This is a genomic window from Comamonas koreensis (assembly GCF_021026195.1).
GTDB lineage: Bacteria > Pseudomonadota > Gammaproteobacteria > Burkholderiales > Burkholderiaceae_C > Comamonas > Comamonas koreensis.
Window position 1 is genome coordinate 937,283 of the sequence record NZ_JAJNCT010000005.1, and the last position, 15,883, is coordinate 953,165.

13 protein-coding genes are annotated in these 15,883 nt (G+C 64.1%); 3 read left to right on the plus strand and 10 right to left on the minus strand.

The window, feature by feature from the left end; genetic code table 11:
* Positions 1-11 precede the first annotated feature (11 nt).
* The 10 genes from LPW39_RS06590 to LPW39_RS06635 form a co-directional block, all read right to left on the minus strand.
* Positions 12-1,088, minus strand: coding sequence for a branched-chain amino acid ABC transporter permease (locus LPW39_RS06590; protein ID WP_230772799.1), 1,077 nt, complete (start codon positions 1,086-1,088; stop codon positions 12-14).
* A 12-nt stretch (positions 1,089-1,100) separates the two neighbouring features.
* Positions 1,101-2,030 carry a branched-chain amino acid ABC transporter permease gene (locus LPW39_RS06595; protein WP_133854981.1) on the minus strand — a complete coding sequence of 310 codons (930 nt, stop codon included), beginning with the start codon at positions 2,028-2,030 and terminating at the stop codon, positions 1,101-1,103.
* Positions 2,031-2,465: 435 nt separating this feature from the next.
* Positions 2,466-3,398, minus strand: coding sequence for an electron transfer flavoprotein subunit alpha/FixB family protein (locus LPW39_RS06600; protein WP_230772806.1), 933 nt, complete (start codon positions 3,396-3,398; stop codon positions 2,466-2,468).
* Positions 3,399-3,551: 153 nt separating this feature from the next.
* Positions 3,552-4,301: an electron transfer flavoprotein subunit beta/FixA family protein gene (locus tag LPW39_RS06605; protein ID WP_230772813.1), complete on the minus strand. Its 750-nt coding sequence runs from the start codon at positions 4,299-4,301 to the stop codon at positions 3,552-3,554.
* 68 nt (positions 4,302-4,369) lie between these two features.
* Positions 4,370-5,596: a CaiB/BaiF CoA transferase family protein gene (locus LPW39_RS06610; protein ID WP_230772815.1), complete on the minus strand. Its 1,227-nt coding sequence runs from the start codon at positions 5,594-5,596 to the stop codon at positions 4,370-4,372.
* 71 nt (positions 5,597-5,667) lie between these two features.
* Positions 5,668-6,477, minus strand: coding sequence for an oxepin-CoA hydrolase, alternative type (locus LPW39_RS06615; RefSeq protein WP_230772816.1), 810 nt, complete (start codon positions 6,475-6,477; stop codon positions 5,668-5,670).
* Positions 6,477-7,634 carry an acyl-CoA dehydrogenase family protein gene (locus LPW39_RS06620; protein ID WP_230772818.1) on the minus strand — a complete coding sequence of 386 codons (1,158 nt, stop codon included), beginning with the start codon at positions 7,632-7,634 and terminating at the stop codon, positions 6,477-6,479. Before LPW39_RS06620 ends, LPW39_RS06615 begins: the two co-directional genes overlap by 1 nt.
* A gap of 155 nt (positions 7,635-7,789) precedes the next feature.
* A complete protein-coding gene (locus LPW39_RS06625; protein ID WP_230772821.1) occupies positions 7,790-8,986 on the minus strand; it encodes an acyl-CoA dehydrogenase family protein in 1,197 nt (398 codons plus the stop codon).
* Between the two features lie 142 nt (positions 8,987-9,128).
* Complete coding sequence (locus LPW39_RS06630) at positions 9,129-10,325, minus strand: acetyl-CoA C-acyltransferase (protein WP_230772823.1); 1,197 nt, start codon at positions 10,323-10,325, stop codon at positions 9,129-9,131.
* 147 nt (positions 10,326-10,472) lie between these two features.
* Positions 10,473-12,593, minus strand: coding sequence for a 3-hydroxyacyl-CoA dehydrogenase NAD-binding domain-containing protein (locus LPW39_RS06635; RefSeq protein ID WP_230772829.1), 2,121 nt, complete (start codon positions 12,591-12,593; stop codon positions 10,473-10,475).
* A gap of 121 nt (positions 12,594-12,714) precedes the next feature.
* On the opposite strand from LPW39_RS06635, the gene LPW39_RS06640 reads away from it, so the two are divergent.
* From LPW39_RS06640 to LPW39_RS06650, 3 genes are all read left to right on the plus strand, one after another.
* Positions 12,715-13,626: a LysR family transcriptional regulator gene (locus LPW39_RS06640; protein WP_230772830.1), complete on the plus strand. Its 912-nt coding sequence runs from the start codon at positions 12,715-12,717 to the stop codon at positions 13,624-13,626.
* Between the two features lie 183 nt (positions 13,627-13,809).
* The gene (locus LPW39_RS06645) at positions 13,810-14,247 is read left to right on the plus strand and encodes a tripartite tricarboxylate transporter TctB family protein (protein WP_133858687.1); all 438 of its coding nucleotides are present in this window, start codon (positions 13,810-13,812) and stop codon (positions 14,245-14,247) included.
* Between the two features lie 24 nt (positions 14,248-14,271).
* Positions 14,272-15,816, plus strand: coding sequence for a tripartite tricarboxylate transporter permease (locus LPW39_RS06650; protein ID WP_133858686.1), 1,545 nt, complete (start codon positions 14,272-14,274; stop codon positions 15,814-15,816).
* The last annotated feature ends 67 nt before the right edge of the window (positions 15,817-15,883 follow it).

Consider the following 15,883-nt stretch of genomic DNA (forward strand, 5'->3'; position numbering starts at 1 on the left):
GTCTCTCCTGCTCAGTCTTTCTGGATCGCGCTCTTGCCATGCTCGGGTGCGGGCCACAGGCCGCGTGGGCGCAGCAGCATTACCACGATCATCGCCACCGCAATCAGCAGCTGGCGCAGGATGGAGGCATCCAGACGGCCATCGGTCATCTGCTGCAGCGGGCCAGCCACATAGCGCAGTACCTCGGGCAGGGCCGACAGCAGCACGGCACCCAGAATGACGCCGGGGATATGGCCCAGGCCACCCAGCACCACCATGGCGACGATCATGATCGACTCCATCAGGCTGAAGGACTCGGGCGAGACAAAGCCCTGGAAGCCGGCAAACATCGCGCCGGACACGCCGCCGAATGTGGCACCCATGCCAAAGGCCATCAGCTTGAGGTTGCGGGTGTTGATACCCATGGCCTTGGCGGCAATCTCGTCCTCGCGGATGGCCATCCAGGCGCGGCCGATGCGCGAATCCTGCAGGCGGTAGCAGATCACCACGCTGGCCACGACCAGCAGCAGGAACAGGTAGTAGTACAGGGTGACCGAAGAGACCGTGTAGCTGCCGATCTCCAGCGGCTTGGCAAAGTCAAAGCCGAAGATCTTGATCGAGTCGATCTGGCCCAGGCCCTTGGGCCCGTTGGTGATGTTGACGGGCTGGTCCAGATTCAGCATGAAGATACGGATGATCTCGCCGAAACCCAGGGTCACGATGGCCAGGTAGTCCCCGCGCAGCTTGAGCACCGGGAAGCCCAATATCATCCCCGCGACCGCCGCCAGCAACGCGGCCAGCGGTATCACCAGCCAGATGGACGTGTGCAGGCCATTGGGGAACATGGCCTTGAAGCCTTCAAAGGTCTCGGCCAGGTGCGGCGAGGCCATCAGGCCGAGCATATAGGCGCCCACGGCGTAGAACGCCACATAGCCCAGGTCCAGCAGGCCGGCAAAGCCCACAACGATGTTCAGGCCCAGGGCCAGCAGTACATAGAGCAAGGCCAGGTCGGCAATGCGCACCCAGGCGTTGCCGAAGGACTGCAGGATCAGCGGCAATACCAGCAGCGCAATCGCGCCCAGGATGAACTGTGCTTTGTTGTTCTTCATGCTGTGTTCCCCTTAAGCCCGATCGGCCACCCGCTCACCCAGCAAGCCCGAAGGGCGCAAGGTCAGCACGATGATCAGCACGATGAACGAGAAAATGTCGACATACTGGCTGCCCAGCACACCCCCGGTGAGCTGGCCGATGTAGCCCGCGCCGATGGCTTCCACCAGGCCCAGGATCATCGCGCCCACCACGGCGCCTGCCAGGTTGCCAATACCGCCAAACACCGCCGCAATAAAGGCCTTCAAGCCAGGCAGGAAGCCCATGGTGTGCTGCGCCGTGCCGTAGTTCGAGGCCCAGAGCACACCGGCAATGGCCGCCAGCACCGCACCGATGACAAAGGTGGCCGAGATCACCATGTCGGGCTTGATGCCCATCAGCGCCGCCACGCGGGGGTTCTCTGCCGTGGCCCGCATCGCGCGGCCCAGGCGGGTGTAGTTCACCAGGTACATCAGCACCGCCAGCACCACGGCCGTCACGCCCAGCACCAGGATCTGGGTCGGCGTGATCACTGCGCCGGCCAGGTCAAAGGGCTCCATCGGCAACAGGGTCGGATAGGGCTTGTAGTTGGGCTTCCAGATGATCATGGCCAGGGTCTGCAGCAAGATCGACATGCCGATCGCGGTGATCAGCGGCGCCAGGCGCGGGCTGTTGCGCAGCGGCCGGTAGGCCAGCTTCTCGATCGTGAAATTGAGCACTGCCGCCACCACACAGGCAATCAGCGTCGCTATCAGCAAGATGATCCAGCCCGGCGTTCCCGGCATGGCCTCCTGCATCACGCCGATGATGCTCCAGCTGGTCAGCACCCCGATCATCAGCACTTCGCCGTGCGCGAAGTTAATCAATTGAATAATGCCGTACACCATGGTGTAGCCCAAGGCTATCAAAGCGTACATGCTGCCCAATACCAGACCATTAATGATCTGCTGCAGCAAAATATCCATACAACCAACCCTTCAGCTTTGAACCACTACAGCGAAAACTGCATGAAACGGGGGTCTCCCGGGATGCAGCCGCCTCTAACCGCGATAACAGTTTTATGCGGATCGAAACAATTTTATAGACGCCCCCTTGGTTTTTTGGCGACTATCGCTCTAGCGCTTTCCCTAGTGACCCATGCGCAAACTGCATGAATACGGGGAGGGCCGCTGGACACACCTAGGGAATTTACTAGGTATAGATTCAGCAAATCGCCACAGGTTTTTAATAATTAATGCATCTACGTCAATAATTAAACAGGCGCTCCGTCTTGCTGGCGGAACACTGGTGTAAATATCTATATCGGTTTTCGGTTGCATAAACAACCAAATAGCCACCGCTACGGGCAGGCATAAAAAAACGCGGCCGGGGCCGCGTTTTGTCAAAGGCTTGGGCAGCGTTTACAGCTTGCTGGCCATCTCGGGCACGGCGTCGAACAGGTCAGCCACCAGGCCGTAATCGGCCACGCTGAAGATCGGCGCTTCTTCGTCCTTGTTGATCGCCACGATCACCTTGGAGTCCTTCATGCCAGCCAAGTGCTGGATGGCGCCGGAGATGCCCGCTGCCACATACAGCTGGGGCGCTACGATCTTGCCGGTCTGGCCCACTTGCAGGTCGTTGGGCGCGTAGCCCGCGTCCACCGCTGCGCGGCTGGCACCAATGGCCGCGCCCAGCTTGTCGGCCAGCGGGGTCATCACTTCGTTGAACTTCTCGGCGCTGCCCAGCGCGCGGCCACCGGAGACGATGATCTTGGCGGCCGTCAGCTCCGGGCGGTCGTTCTTGGTCACTTCGCGGCCCACAAAGCTGCTCTTGCCGCTGTCGGCTACCGCTGCTGCGTTTTCGACTGCAGCCGAGCCACCGGTGGCAGCGGCGGCATCAAAGCCGGTGCCGCGCACGGTGATGACCTTGGTAGCATCGATCGATTGCACGGTGGCAATGGCGTTGCCCGCGTAGATGGGGCGCTCGAACGTGTCGGCGCTCACCACCTTGGTGATGTCGCTGATCTGGGCCACGTCAAGCTTGGCTGCAACGCGTGGGGCGACGTTCTTGCCCGAGGCGGTGGCTGGCGCCAGGATGTGGCTGTAGTTGCCGGCAAGGGCCAGCACTTGCGCGGCCAGGTTTTCAGCCAGGCCATCCTTGAGCGCCGGGCCTTCGGCCAGGATGACTTTGGCAACGCCTGCGATCTGCGCTGCAGCTTGGGCTGCAGCTGCTGCGCCTTCGCCTGCGACGAGCACATGCACATCGCCGCCGCAAGCCAGCGCTGCGGTGACGGTGTTGAGCGTGGCGGTCTTGATCGTTTGGTTGTCGTGTTCTGCAATAACGAGAGCGGTCATGTCTATCGTCTTTCAATTCAATGTGTCAGGTGTCGTTCGCGGCCTTCAAAACTGGCGGTCCCGTGCAGCGGGACGACTAGCAAGGGCCGCCCCGCAGCGTGGTCGTCGTCCCCCTGGGGGGAAGGCGCCGCAGGCGACTCAGGGGGGTCAAGGTCAGATGACTTTGGCTTCGTTCTTGAGCTTGTCGATCAAGGTGGCCACATCGGGCACCTTGACGCCGGCGCCGCGCTTGGCGGGTTCTTCCACCTTCAAGGTCTTCAGGCGCGGGCTCACGTCCACACCCAGCTCTTCTGGCTTGACGGTATCGAGCTGCTTTTTCTTGGCCTTCATGATGTTGGGCAAGGTGACGTAGCGTGGCTCGTTCAGGCGCAGGTCGGTGGTAATCACGGCGGGCAGAGACAGAGACAGGGTCTCCAGACCTCCGTCCACTTCGCGCGTCACGCTCACCTTGTCGCCAGCGACTTCGACCTTGGAGGCGAAGGTGGCCTGGGGCAGATCGCCCAGCGCTGCCAGCATCTGGCCGGTCTGGTTGGCGTCGTCGTCAATGGCTTGCTTGCCGCAGATCACGAGACCCGGCTGCTCTTTGTCGACCAGGGCCTTCAGGAGCTTGGCCACAGCCAAGGGCTGCAGCTCTTCTGCGGTTTCCACCAGGATGGCGCGGTCGGCACCAATGGCCATGGCCGTGCGCAGGGTCTCCTGGCACTGGGTCACACCGCAGCTCACGGCGATGATCTCGGTCACGACGCCCTTTTCCTTCAATCGCACGGCCTCTTCCACCGCGATTTCATCAAAGGGGTTCATCGACATCTTCACGTTCGCAATGTCCACACCCGAGCCATCGCTCTTGACGCGCACCTTGACGTTGTAGTCCACCACGCGTTTGACGGGTACCAGTACTTTCATAGTCTCAGCTTTCTAACAATAAACTCTGGGCCCGCTGCGGCGTCCTTCGCCATCGGCGGGCCTCGGTATCAATCGGGCAAGGTCAGCACGCCTTGCGCCTGGAGCGACTGCAATTGCGAATCACTCAAACGCAGCAGATTTTGCAGCACTTCGCGTGTACCTTCACCGAGTGTGGGTGGTGCGCGGCGAATCGGCAGGCGTTCACCATCCATGCGGATGGGCGGCGCCAGCACGGCGGTCTGGCCGGCCACCGGGTGGGGCATGTTCTGCACCAGGCCAGCTTGCTGCACACGCTCGGAGGTCAGCGCCTCATGCAGGCCCAGCACCTCGCCGCAAGGCACGCCGCAGGCATTGAGCCGCTCGATCAGCAGCGCACGCGGAAAGCTGCGGATGGTCTCGATCATCAGCGGCAGCAGCAGCTTGCGGTCCTTGGCGCGTTCCACATTGGTCGCGTACTTGGGGTTGTCGGCCAGGTCGGGGCGCTCGATCACATCGCGGCAGAAGCGCTCGAACTGCGAATTGTTGCCCACCGCAATGATCAGCGGGCCATCGGCGGCCTCGAACATGCCATAGGGCACGATCGACGGATGGGCATTGCCAAAGCGCTCCGGGTCCTTGCCCATGAACAGCGCATCGAGCCCGTAGTAGCCGGTGATGCTGACGCCGTTGTCGAACAGCGCCATGTCGATCTTGCGGCCCTGGCCCGTGCGCTCGCGGGCAAACAGCGCGGCCAGCACCGCCTGGGCGGCGCTCATGCCGGTCATCAGGTCCACCACGGCCACGCCAAACTTCAGCGGCGGCTGCGATGCCTCGCCGTTCATCGCCATCAGGCCGGCCTCGCCCTGCACCAGGATGTCATAGCCCGGGCGGGCCGCTTCATCGGTGTCGGTGGCATAGCCGGTCACGCTGCAGTAGATCAGGTCCTGCTTCAAGGCCTTCAGCGCCTCGTAGCCCAGGCCCAGCTTGTCAGCGCCGCCATGCTTGAAGTTGTGGATCACCACATCGAACTGCGGCAGCAGCTCCAGGATCAGCGCCAGCCCCTCGGGCTTTTGCAGATCGACGGTGATGGACCGCTTGTTGCGGTTCATGCTGTTGTAGTAGGTGGTCTCGGTCTTGCCAATGCGCAGGCCCCAATCGCGGGTGTCGTCACCGCGCTTGGGGTGCTCCACCTTGATCACCTCGGCCCCCAAGTCGCCCAGCACCTGGCCGCACAAAGGGCCGGCAAAAACACGGGACAGGTCCAGGACCTTGACACCCGCCAGCGGCAGGGCCGTGGCTTTCTCTTCCTCACGCATACTTGTCTCCTCGGATCACCAGGCCGGCCAATTTATTAGGCCAATCCTGGTTCCATTTTTCTCAGTCCCTGTCAGCTGCGCAGCTGCAGGTAGTTGGCGGGGCGCTTTTCCAAAAACGCGGCAATGCCCTCGGCCGATTCCGGTGTGGCCTGGGCCTGCACCATCAGCTCGGCTTCCATGTCCAGCTGCGCTTCCAGGCTGTTGTCATAGGCAGCGCGGCACAGCGACTTGATGCTGGCCATGGCCTGCAAGGGGCCCTCGGCCATCTGCGCAGCCAGTGCGATGGCCTGGGCCAGCGCATCGCCCGGCTCAGCCAGGCGGTTGACCAGGCCCAGTTGCTGCATGCGCTCACCGCTCACCCGGTCGCCGGTCAGGCACAGCTCGGTCAGCAGCTGGCGCGACAAATGCTCGGCCAGAAAGGCCGTGGCGCCGCCGTCGGGCGACAGCCCCACCTTCACATAGGCGACCGAGAACGCGGCATTGCGCGCTGCCACCAACATATCGCAGGCCAAGGCCAGCGACAGGCCGGCACCGGCGGCCGCGCCCTCCACCGCCGCCACGACAGGCTTGGGGCAGTCGCGCAGTGCACGCACCAGGTCATGCAGGCCTTTGAGCAGCTCGCGGCGCTTTTCCAGCGGTTGGTCGCGGCGCGTCGCAATGCGGCGCAGATCACCGCCGGAGCAGAAATGCCCGCCGGCACCGGTGAGCACAATCGCGCCCACGGCCGGGTCGGTCGCTGCGTCCTGGAGCGCGGCCGTCAGGCCCAGGTAGAAGTCGGGCGACAGCGCGTTGCGCGCCGCCTCGTTGTTGTTGGTCAGCACCAGCACGCCGCCTTCGCGGCGCGCCAGCAGCGCGGGGTTTGCGTTGCTGGCGGTCGTCATCAGGCGGCCTTGGCTGCAGCGCGTTCCTGGGCCTGCAGCGCCATGTAGCGCGCCAGGTGGTGGTCCATGTCGCCCAGCTGGTGGTCGATCATGATGATGCGCTTGGCGTAGTGCGCCAGCGGCAGCTCCCAGGTCACGCCAATGCCGCCATGCATCTGGATCGCCTCTTCGGCCATCAGGGTGCCAATCTGGCCCACGCTGTACTTGGCCGCCGACAGCGCTTTTTCACGCTCGATGTAGTCGGGGTTGTCGATGGCAGCAGCTGCGTTGATGACGGCCGAGCGGGCCTGCTCGGCTTCGAGCAGCAGATCGGCCATGCGGTGCTGCAGCGCCTGAAAGCTGCCGATCGGCACGCCAAACTGCTTGCGGGTGCGCAGGTACTCCAAGGTGTGGTTCTTGGCCACATCCATCGCGCCCAGCGATTCGGCCGCCAGCGCCAGCAGGCCAAAGCCACAGATGCGTTCGAGCAGCGCATGGCCTTCGCCCAGCTTGCCCAGCAAGGCATCAGCGCCGACCTTGACGTTGGCCAGCACCAGCTCGGCGGCATGGCCACCATCGATGCGGCCATAGCCCCGGCTGCTGATGCCAGCGGCGTCGCCCGGCACCAGGAACAGCGAGATACCCGCCTCATCGCCCACGGCGCCTGCCGTGCGGGCAGAAACCAGCAGCAGCTGCGCCTGGTCGCCAAACAGCACCACGGCCTTGCTGCCGTTCAGCACCCAGCCATCGCCGTCGGTTTGGGCGGTGGTCGCCACGCGGTTCAGCTCGTAGTGGTTCGCAGGCTCGTCATGCGCCAGCGCGGCAATCGTCTCGCCGCCGATGATGCCTTCGAGCTGCGCCTTTTGCACATCGCTGCCGGCCTCGGTCAGCGCGCGGCCCACCAGCAAGGCGCCCAGCAGCGGCTCTGCCACCAGGTGCGTGCCCAGTGTCTCGAACACCACGCTGATATCGACGCCATCGCCGCCAAAGCCGCCATCGGCCTCCTTGAACAGCGCGCCAATCGCGCCCAGTTCGGCCAGCTTGGCATAGGTCTCGGCGCTGAAGCCCTGGGCGCCATAGGCGGCCTTGTTGCGGTACTCGGTGCTGTACTGCTCGCTCAGGTAGCGGCCCAGCGCGTCCGCCAGCATGCGGCGGTCTTCATCCAGTTGAAAGTTCATATAAATCTCCTTGTCAAACCATGACGCTTGCTGAGAGCACAGCGCCTGGAACCTGCAGAGCACAGCTGCGAGACGCCAGCAAGGGCCGCCCCGCAGCAAAGGCGTCGTCCCCCTTCCAGGGGGAAGGCGCGCAGCGCCTCAGGGGGTGGCTTATTTCATAGCCCGAGGATCATCTTGGAGATGATGTTGCGCTGGATCTCGTTCGAGCCGCCGAAGATCGACAGCTTGCGGTAGTTGAAATAGGCCGCAGCGGCCGTGGCTGCCTCCTTGGGGCCCACGGGCTCGTCGGCGTATTCGGCAAACTGGGCCTCTTCGATGAAGGGCAGCGCATAGGGGCCCATCGCGCGGCGGATCAGCGACAGCAGCTCCTGGCGCACAACGGTGCCCTTGATCTTGAGCATCGAGCTCTCGGCACCCGGCACACCGCCGCCCGCGACCGACGCGATCACGCGCAGGTTGGTGGTGGCCATGTTCAGCAGCTCGATCTCGACCTTGGCCATGCGGGTGGCAAACTGCGGGTCTTCGATCAGCGGCTTGCCATTGCGCTGCACGCGCTGGGCGATGGCCTTGAGCTTTTCCAGCCCGGCCATCGAGAAGCCCACGCCGGCAATGCCGGTGCGTTCATAGGTCAGCAGGTACTTGGCATAGGTCCAGCCCTTGTTCTCCTCGCCCACCAGGTTTTCCAGCGGTACCTTCACATCGGTCAGAAAGACTTCGTTGACTTCCTTGTCGCCATCCAGGGTGCGGATGGGGCGCACTTCGACGCCAGGCTGGTTCATGTCGATCAGCACAAAGCTGATGCCTTGCTGCGACTTCACCTCTTTGTTGGTGCGCACCAGGCAGAACATCATGTTGGCGTGCTGGCCCTGGGTGGTCCAGGTCTTCTGGCCGTTGACGATGTAGTGGTCGCCGTTGCGCACGGCCGTGGTCTTCAGCGAGGCCAGGTCGGAGCCGGCGCCCGGCTCGGAGTAACCCTGGCACCACCAGTCGTCACCATTCAGAATGCGTGGCAGCCAGTGGCTCTTCTGCGCCTCGTTACCGTACTTGATCAGCACCGGGCCGAGCATGGACAAGCCAAAGGGCACCAGGCGCGGGCCACCGGCCAGGGCACACTCGTCGTCAAAAATGAACTTCTGCACTGGCGACCAGCCCGTGCCACCAAACTCCTGTGGCCAGTGGTAGGCCAGCCAGCCCTTCTTGTTCAGGATGGCATGCCAGTTTTCCTGGTCAAAGCGCGTCAGGCGCTGGCCAGCCTTGACCTTGGCGGCCAGGTCCGGGGGCAGGTTGTCTTGCAGAAACGCACGTACTTCGGCGCGGAAGGCTTCTTCTTCGGGACTGAATTGCAAGTCCATGGCTATCTCCTCATTAACGTGGGCAGGCAAGGCCTGCACATCTCAAACTCGGCGCTGCGCGATCTGGGTGACGCCCAGCAAGGGCCGCCCCGCAGCGGTGGCGTCGTCCCCTGGGGGAAGGCGCGCAGCGCCTCAGGGGGGGTCAGAAAATCTCAAAGAGGCCAGCGGCACCCATGCCGCCGCCCACACACATGGTCACCACGCCCCACTTCACTTTTTCGCCCCGGGCCTTGCGGCGCTGGCCTTCGAGCAGGATGTGGCCAGTCAAGCGCGCGCCGGTCATGCCAAAGGGGTGGCCGATGGAGATCGCGCCGCCGTTGACGTTGAGGCGGTCCATCGGGATGCCCAGCTTGCGCTGGCAGTACAGCGCCTGCGAGGCAAAGGCCTCGTTCAGCTCCCAGAGGTCGATGTCCTGCACCGTCAGGCCGTGGCGCGCCAGCAGCTTGGGCACGGCAAACACGGGGCCAATGCCCATCTCGTCGGGCTCGCAACCGGCAATCGCCAGGCCACGGAAGGCGCCCAGCGGCGCCAGGCCCAGCTTGGCCGCTTCCTTGGCTTCCATCAGCACGCAGGCTGCCGAGCCATCGGACAGCTGTGAGGCATTGCCAGCGGTGACAAAGTTGCCCGCGCCCTTGACAGGTTCCAGCTTGGCCAGGCCTTCGAGCGTGGTCGAGGGGCGGTTGCAGTTGTCCATCGTCGCGGTGACGTCCTTGTATCTGACCTCACCGGTTTCCTTGTTCTTCTCGGCCATGCGCGTGGCGCAGGGCACGATCTCGTTGTCGAAGGTGCCATTGGCCTGCGCCGCAGCAGTGCGCTGCTGGCTTTGCAGCGAGAAGGCGTCCTGGTCCTCGCGGCTGATGCCGTAGCGCTTGGCCACCACATCGGCGGTATCGATCATGGCCATGAACAGGTCGGGCTTGTGCTCCACCAGCCAGGGATCAGCATCCGAGGGGTTGGTGTTGCTCGACCGGATCAGCGAGATGCTCTCGACACCGCCAGCCACCATCGCCGGTGCGCCATCGACAATGATGCGGCCCGCCGCAAAGGCAATCGCCTGCAGGCCCGAGGCGCAGAAGCGGTTGACCACGGTGCCACCCACGCTGATGGGCAGGCCGGCACGCACAGCCGCCTGGCGGCCGATATTGCGACCAGTCGTCCCCTCGGGGTAGCCGCAGCCCAGCACCACATCTTCGATCAGCGCCGGGTCGATGCCGGCGCGCTGCACCGCTGCGCTGATGGAAAAGGCCGCCAGCTGCGCACCGGGCGTGACATTGAACTCCCCACGGTGGGATTTGGCCAGCGGCGTACGCGCTGTCGAAACGATGACGGCTTCACGCATGCATGTCTCCTTGGGTCTGAGCGACCGTTGATTGTGATTTTTGGGGCCGGCTGCGCTTGTCACCCAAGCGCTAACCGCCATTTTTGAAAGTGCAACCCGGGCTTCGCCTACATGGAAGCCAGGGGTTGTCTCAAGCCTGACTCTGCGTCAGGCTGCCTTGTTCAGGCTCTCGAAGTTCTCGCCCTTCTCCACCAGCTCCACCAAGAGCGGCGATGGCGTCCAGAACAGCGCGTCTTCCTTGGCGAACTCGCGGATATCGGCCAGGATCTTGTCCAGGCCCACCATGTCGGCCCACTTCATCGGGCCGCCCCGGAAGCGCGGGAAGCCGTAGCCGTAGAGGAAGGTCACATCCACATCCAGCGGACGCAGCGCAATGCCTTCGCGCACCACATTGGCGCCTTCGTTGACCATCGCGGCCATGTAGCGGCGCATGATCTCGGCATTGCTGAAGCTGCGCGGTGTGACACCGGCGCGCTGGCGCTCGGCATCCACAATCGCCAGCACTTCGGGGTCTTGCTCGCCCACGCGTGCGCCTTGCGGGTACAGGTAGTAGCCGCGCTGGGTCTTCTGGCCGAACCAGCCCTTTTCGGCAATGCGGTCGGCAATCTGCACATAGCGGGCCTTGGGGTCGCGCGTGGCGGCCTTGCGCTTGCGCGTGGCCCAGCCAATGTCGCCACCGGCCAGGTCGGCGACCTGGAAGGGGCCCATCGGGTAGCCAAACTCGCGCACTGCCTCGTCGATCTGGTAGGGCGAGGCGCCGTCTTCGAGCAGGTAGTTGGCGGCCTCGCGGTACACGGCCAGAATGCGGTTGCCGATAAAGCCATCGCAGACACCAGCGCGCACGGGCACCTTCTTCATACGGCGGGCCAGCTCGAAAGCGGTGGCCACCACATCGGCGCTCACCTTGGCGGGCACCACGATCTCCAGCAGCTTCATGATGTTGGCGGGGCTGAAGAAGTGCAGACCGATGACGTCCTGCGGACGCGAGATGCTCGCGGCAATCGCATCGATATCCAGGTAGGAGGTGTTGGTGGCAATCACGGCGCCGGGCTTGCAGACCTTGTCCAGCTCGGCAAACACGGCCTTCTTGACGCCCATCTCTTCAAACACGGCCTCGATCACCAGGTCCACCTGGGCGAGCGCGGCGTAGTCGGTGCTGCCGCTGTAGCGCGCCATGATGGCGGCCTTTTTCTCGGCCGTCATGCGGCCCTTGGCGATCAGGCCGTCGTAGACCTTTTCCACATTGGCGCGGCCCCGGGCGATGGATTCCGCATCGCGCTCGACCATCACCACCGGCAGGCCGGCATCCAGCGCCGCCACGGTGATGCCGGCGCCCATGGTGCCACCACCCACCACGCCGATGCTGTTCAGGGCGCGCGGTGCAGCGGCCTTGGCTTCGGGGATCTTGGCGGTTTCACGCTCGGCAAAGAAGGCATGGATCAAGCCGGCGCGCTGCGGGCTCTCCAGGCACTGCACAAACAGCTTGCGCTCGTTTTGCATGCCCTGCTCAAACGGCAGGTCCAGCGCGCCTTGCACGCATTCGATGATCTTGCCGGGCGAGAACAGGCCCCGGCTTTTCTTGGCGGACTCGGCCTTGGCGGTGTCCAACTCGGCCTGCGACGCGGCCTTGTCGGCCAGGGCCGTGGCTTCGCGGGTGCGGCGCACCGGGGCGTTCTGCGCCAGCAGTGCGTTGGCATAGGCCAGGCCAGCCGTGCGGGCATCGCTGCCAGCGGGCTCGACTTTGTCGACCAGGCCCATGGCCAGCGCTTCTTCGGCACTGGCATGGCGGCCCGAGAGCATCAGGTCCAGCGCGGCCTTGACGCCAATCAGGCGGGGGGTGCGCTGCGTGCCACCGGCGCCGGGCAGCAGGCCCAGTTGCACTTCGGGCAGGCCCAGCTTGGCGCCAGAGACGGCCAGGCGGTAGTGGCAGGACAGTGCCACTTCCAGGCCACCGCCCAGCGCCGGGCCATGGATGGCGGCCACGACGATCTTGTCGCTGTTTTCCAGCTGCACCAGCACATCGGGCAGGCTGGGCGGCATCGCGGGCTTGCCGAACTCACGGATATCGGCACCGGCGATAAAGGCCTTGCCGCTGCCCACCAGCAAGATGGCCTGGACCTGCGCATCGCTGCGCGCCTGGGCCACGGCATCGGCCAGGCCTTGGCGCACGGCCTGGCTCAAGGCGTTGACGGGGGGGTTCTGGATGGTGACGACCAACACCTGCCCTTCGCGGGCAATGTTCACTACAGCGGCGTTTTCAGCGCTCATGCATGTCTCCTGGTAGATCAATCGAAAGCTTGTTGCGAACCATTGTCAATGCAACTAAGCTTATTTGACAATCACATAGAGGATTGACAGACTGTCAAAGGAATTTAGACAATCGCATCCCATGGACCACAACGCCCTCACCTTGCTGGTGGAAATCATCGATTCCGGCAACCTCAGCCGCGCCGCCGCCAAACTCAAGATGAGCCGCGCCAATGTCAGCTACCACCTGGCGCAATTGGAAAAATCAGTGGGCGTGCAGCTGGTGCGCCGCACCACGCGCCGGGTCGAACCGACCGAGGTGGGCCTGCGCCTGTATGAGCATGGCCGCAGCATCCGCAACGAGCTGGCCGCCGCCAGCGAAACCATCCGCAGCCTGGGCAAGGGCCTGCAGGGCCGGGTCGGGCTGGCGGTGCCCAGCGGCTATGGCCAGCTGGTGATGAGCGACTGGCTGATCGCCTTCAAGCGCCTCTACCCCGACATCGTGCTGGATGTGATCTTTGAGAACCGGGTCGACAACCTGGTGCGCGACGAAGTGGACATTGCCATCCGCGTGCTGCCCACGCCGCCCGACAACCTGGTGGCCCGCCACATGGGCGAGATGAACTATGTGGCCTGCGCCAGCATCGACTATGCGGGCCAGAACATGCTGCCCCAGCAGCCCGAGGACCTGCGCCATGTGCCGCTGATCACCAGCGGCGTGGTCGGCAAGCAGCTGCTGGTGCGCGCCTACCAGGGCGATGTGCGCAAGGAGATCCGGCTGGAGCCCAGCCTCATCTCCGAGCATTTTCCGTTTCTGCGCCAGGGCATCATGGCCGGCCTGGGTGTGGGCATCGTGCCGGACTATGTCATCCGCGCCGAGGTCGAGCGCGGCGAGGTCGTCACCACTTTGCGCGACTGGCGCCTGAGCATTTTCGGCAACCACATGTACCTGCTGTGGATGCCCAACCGCCACCAGACCAAGGCGGTGCGCACGATGATCAGCTTTCTGCTGGAGCAATCACAAAAGGCCGGCAGCCTGCCTGCGCTGGGCTGATCGGCGCTGCCCTCCCTTCATTCGCACTCCAACACCGAGTCGCCCGCAGCACGCCTGCGAGCGCGACTTGCGCACTGCAATCAGGTTCCCGTCAGGTAAGCGCCCTTAAGGTGGCGGCGCCTGCGTGCGTGCCCATCCTGGCCCAGATGCGCGCGGGCATGGAACCACACAGGATTGAACCGAATGAAAATGACAAGAGACATCCATGACATCGTCGGCGGCCTGCTGATGTCAGCAGCAGGCCTGTTCTTTGCGCTCTATGGGCGCGAATACAACTTTGGCAGTGCAGACCGCATGGGGCCGGGCTACTTCCCCGTCGTACTGGGCTGGCTGCTGTTTGGCCTGGGCCTGCTGCTGGCGATACCCGCCTGGTGGCGCCAGGGCAGCCCCATCGTGCTGCAGTGGGGCAACCTGTTCTGGTCCGTGGCCAGCCTGCTGGCCTTTGCACTGCTGCTCTACCCGCTGGGCGTGGCCCTGGCCGCGCTGGCCGCCAGCCTGGTCGCGCTGATCGCCACCAAGATGAGCCTGCGCACGCGCCTGCTGGTCAGCCTGGCCGTCGCTGCGCTGACCACGGTCATCTTTCCCATTGGTCTACGCATGACCTTGCCCATCTGGCCCTGAGCCCGGCACTGACAAAGGATCTCTATGGATTTGCTTGGAAACCTCTGGATGGGCCTCAATGTGGTGGCCGATCCCTCGACGCTCTGGTACTGCTTCCTGGGCGTATTTTTGGGCACCGTCGTCGGCGTGCTGCCCGGCATCGGTGCGCTGGCCGCCATCTCGCTGCTGCTGCCCTTTACCTACCATATGTCGCCCACGGCGGCCATCATCATGCTGGCCGGCGTCTACTACGGCGCGCAGTACGGCGGCTCCACCGCCTCCATCCTGCTGAACCTGCCGGGCTCACCGTCCTCAGCGGTGACCTGTCTGGACGGCTACCCGATGGCGCGCAAAGGCAAGGCCGGGGTGGCGCTTTTTGTCACCACGATTGCCTCGCTGGTCGGCGCCATGTCGGGCCTGATCCTGCTGGTGCTGTTCTCGCCTGCGATCTCCAAGATCGGCCTGCAGTTCGGCCCCACCGAGTTCTTCTCGATGATGCTGCTGGGCCTGGTGGCCGCCTCGTCGATGAGCGCCGGCTCGGCCACCAAGGGCCTGTGCATGGTGGTCTTCGGCCTGCTGCTGGGCATGATCGGCACCGATGTGAACTCGGGCGTCGCGCGCTACTCCTTCGACATCCCCGAGCTGATGGACGGCGTCAACCTGGTGGCACTGGCGATGGGCCTGTTTGGCGTGGCAGAAGTGATCCGCTGCATCAACCTGGCCGATGCCAACCAGAAGCCCGACAAGGTCACCCTGCGCTCGATGGTGCCTGAGCGCCAGGAATTCCGCGACACCATCAAGCCGATGCTGCGTGGCTCGGCGCTGGGCTCCTTCCTCGGCGCGCTGCCGGGCGTAGGACCATCGATTGCGTCCTTCATGTCCTACGCGATTGAAAAGCGTGTGGCCAAGGACCCGAGCCGCTTTGGCCATGGCGCCATCGAAGGCATCACCGCGCCCGAATCGGCCAACAATGCCGCTGCGCAAACTGCCTTTGTGCCTTCGCTGTCCATCGGTATCCCGGGCGATGCGGTGATGGCCGTGATGCTGGGCGCGCTGATCATCCACGGTATCCAGCCCGGCCCGATGTTGATGACCGAGCAGCCCGAGCTGTTCTGGGGGCTGATCGTCAGCTTTGCGATCGGCAATATCTTCCTGGTGATTCTGAACCTGCCCACCATCGGGCTGTGGGTCGCGCTGCTGCGCATTCCCTTTGCCTGGATGTACCCGGCGATCCTGGTGTTTGTCGCGCTCGGCGTCTACAGCGTCAACAACAACCTGTTCGACATCTACATGGTGGCCGTGCTCGGCGTCATCGGCTATGTGCTGATGGTGCTGCGCTTTGAGGCGGCACCTCTGCTGCTGGGCTACATCCTGGGGCCGATGCTGGAAGAAAACCTGCGCCGCGCGATGCTGCTGTCGCGGGGCGATGCCACGGTGTTCTTCAACCGGCCCATCAGCGCCTCCCTGCTGGCGCTGACCGGTGCGATCCTGCTCTGGGCCATCTGGTCGGGCGTGCGCAAATCGCGCAAGGAAGCCCGGGCCTTTGCCCATGCGCAAGAGAGCGCGGTGCCCGCTACGGCATCGTCCTGACCCCGTTTCACTCCAGTGCGCCTGTTCTCGCCACCTGGCCTGAACAGGCTTTTTTCTGGCTGCTGTG

What these genes read in the sequence shown, in the direction of transcription:
- LPW39_RS06645 (WP_133858687.1), top strand. Translation starts at nt 13,810, where the DNA reads ATGAAAATGACAAGAGACATCCATGACATCGTCGGCGGCCTGCTGATG.
- LPW39_RS06650 (WP_133858686.1), top strand. Translation starts at nt 14,272, where the DNA reads ATGGATTTGCTTGGAAACCTCTGGATGGGCCTCAATGTGGTGGCCGAT.
- LPW39_RS06635 (WP_230772829.1), bottom strand. Translation starts at nt 12,593, where the DNA reads ATGAGCGCTGAAAACGCCGCTGTAGTGAACATTGCCCGCGAAGGGCAG.
- LPW39_RS06605 (WP_230772813.1), bottom strand. Translation starts at nt 4,301, where the DNA reads ATGAAAGTACTGGTACCCGTCAAACGCGTGGTGGACTACAACGTCAAG.
- LPW39_RS06630 (WP_230772823.1), bottom strand. Translation starts at nt 10,325, where the DNA reads ATGCGTGAAGCCGTCATCGTTTCGACAGCGCGTACGCCGCTGGCCAAA.
- LPW39_RS06625 (WP_230772821.1), bottom strand. Translation starts at nt 8,986, where the DNA reads ATGGACTTGCAATTCAGTCCCGAAGAAGAAGCCTTCCGCGCCGAAGTA.
- LPW39_RS06640 (WP_230772830.1), top strand. Translation starts at nt 12,715, where the DNA reads ATGGACCACAACGCCCTCACCTTGCTGGTGGAAATCATCGATTCCGGC.
- LPW39_RS06620 (WP_230772818.1), bottom strand. Translation starts at nt 7,634, where the DNA reads ATGAACTTTCAACTGGATGAAGACCGCCGCATGCTGGCGGACGCGCTG.
- LPW39_RS06590 (WP_230772799.1), bottom strand. Translation starts at nt 1,088, where the DNA reads ATGAAGAACAACAAAGCACAGTTCATCCTGGGCGCGATTGCGCTGCTG.
- LPW39_RS06615 (WP_230772816.1), bottom strand. Translation starts at nt 6,477, where the DNA reads ATGACGACCGCCAGCAACGCAAACCCCGCGCTGCTGGCGCGCCGCGAA.
- LPW39_RS06610 (WP_230772815.1), bottom strand. Translation starts at nt 5,596, where the DNA reads ATGCGTGAGGAAGAGAAAGCCACGGCCCTGCCGCTGGCGGGTGTCAAG.
- LPW39_RS06595 (WP_133854981.1), bottom strand. Translation starts at nt 2,030, where the DNA reads ATGGATATTTTGCTGCAGCAGATCATTAATGGTCTGGTATTGGGCAGC.
- LPW39_RS06600 (WP_230772806.1), bottom strand. Translation starts at nt 3,398, where the DNA reads ATGACCGCTCTCGTTATTGCAGAACACGACAACCAAACGATCAAGACC.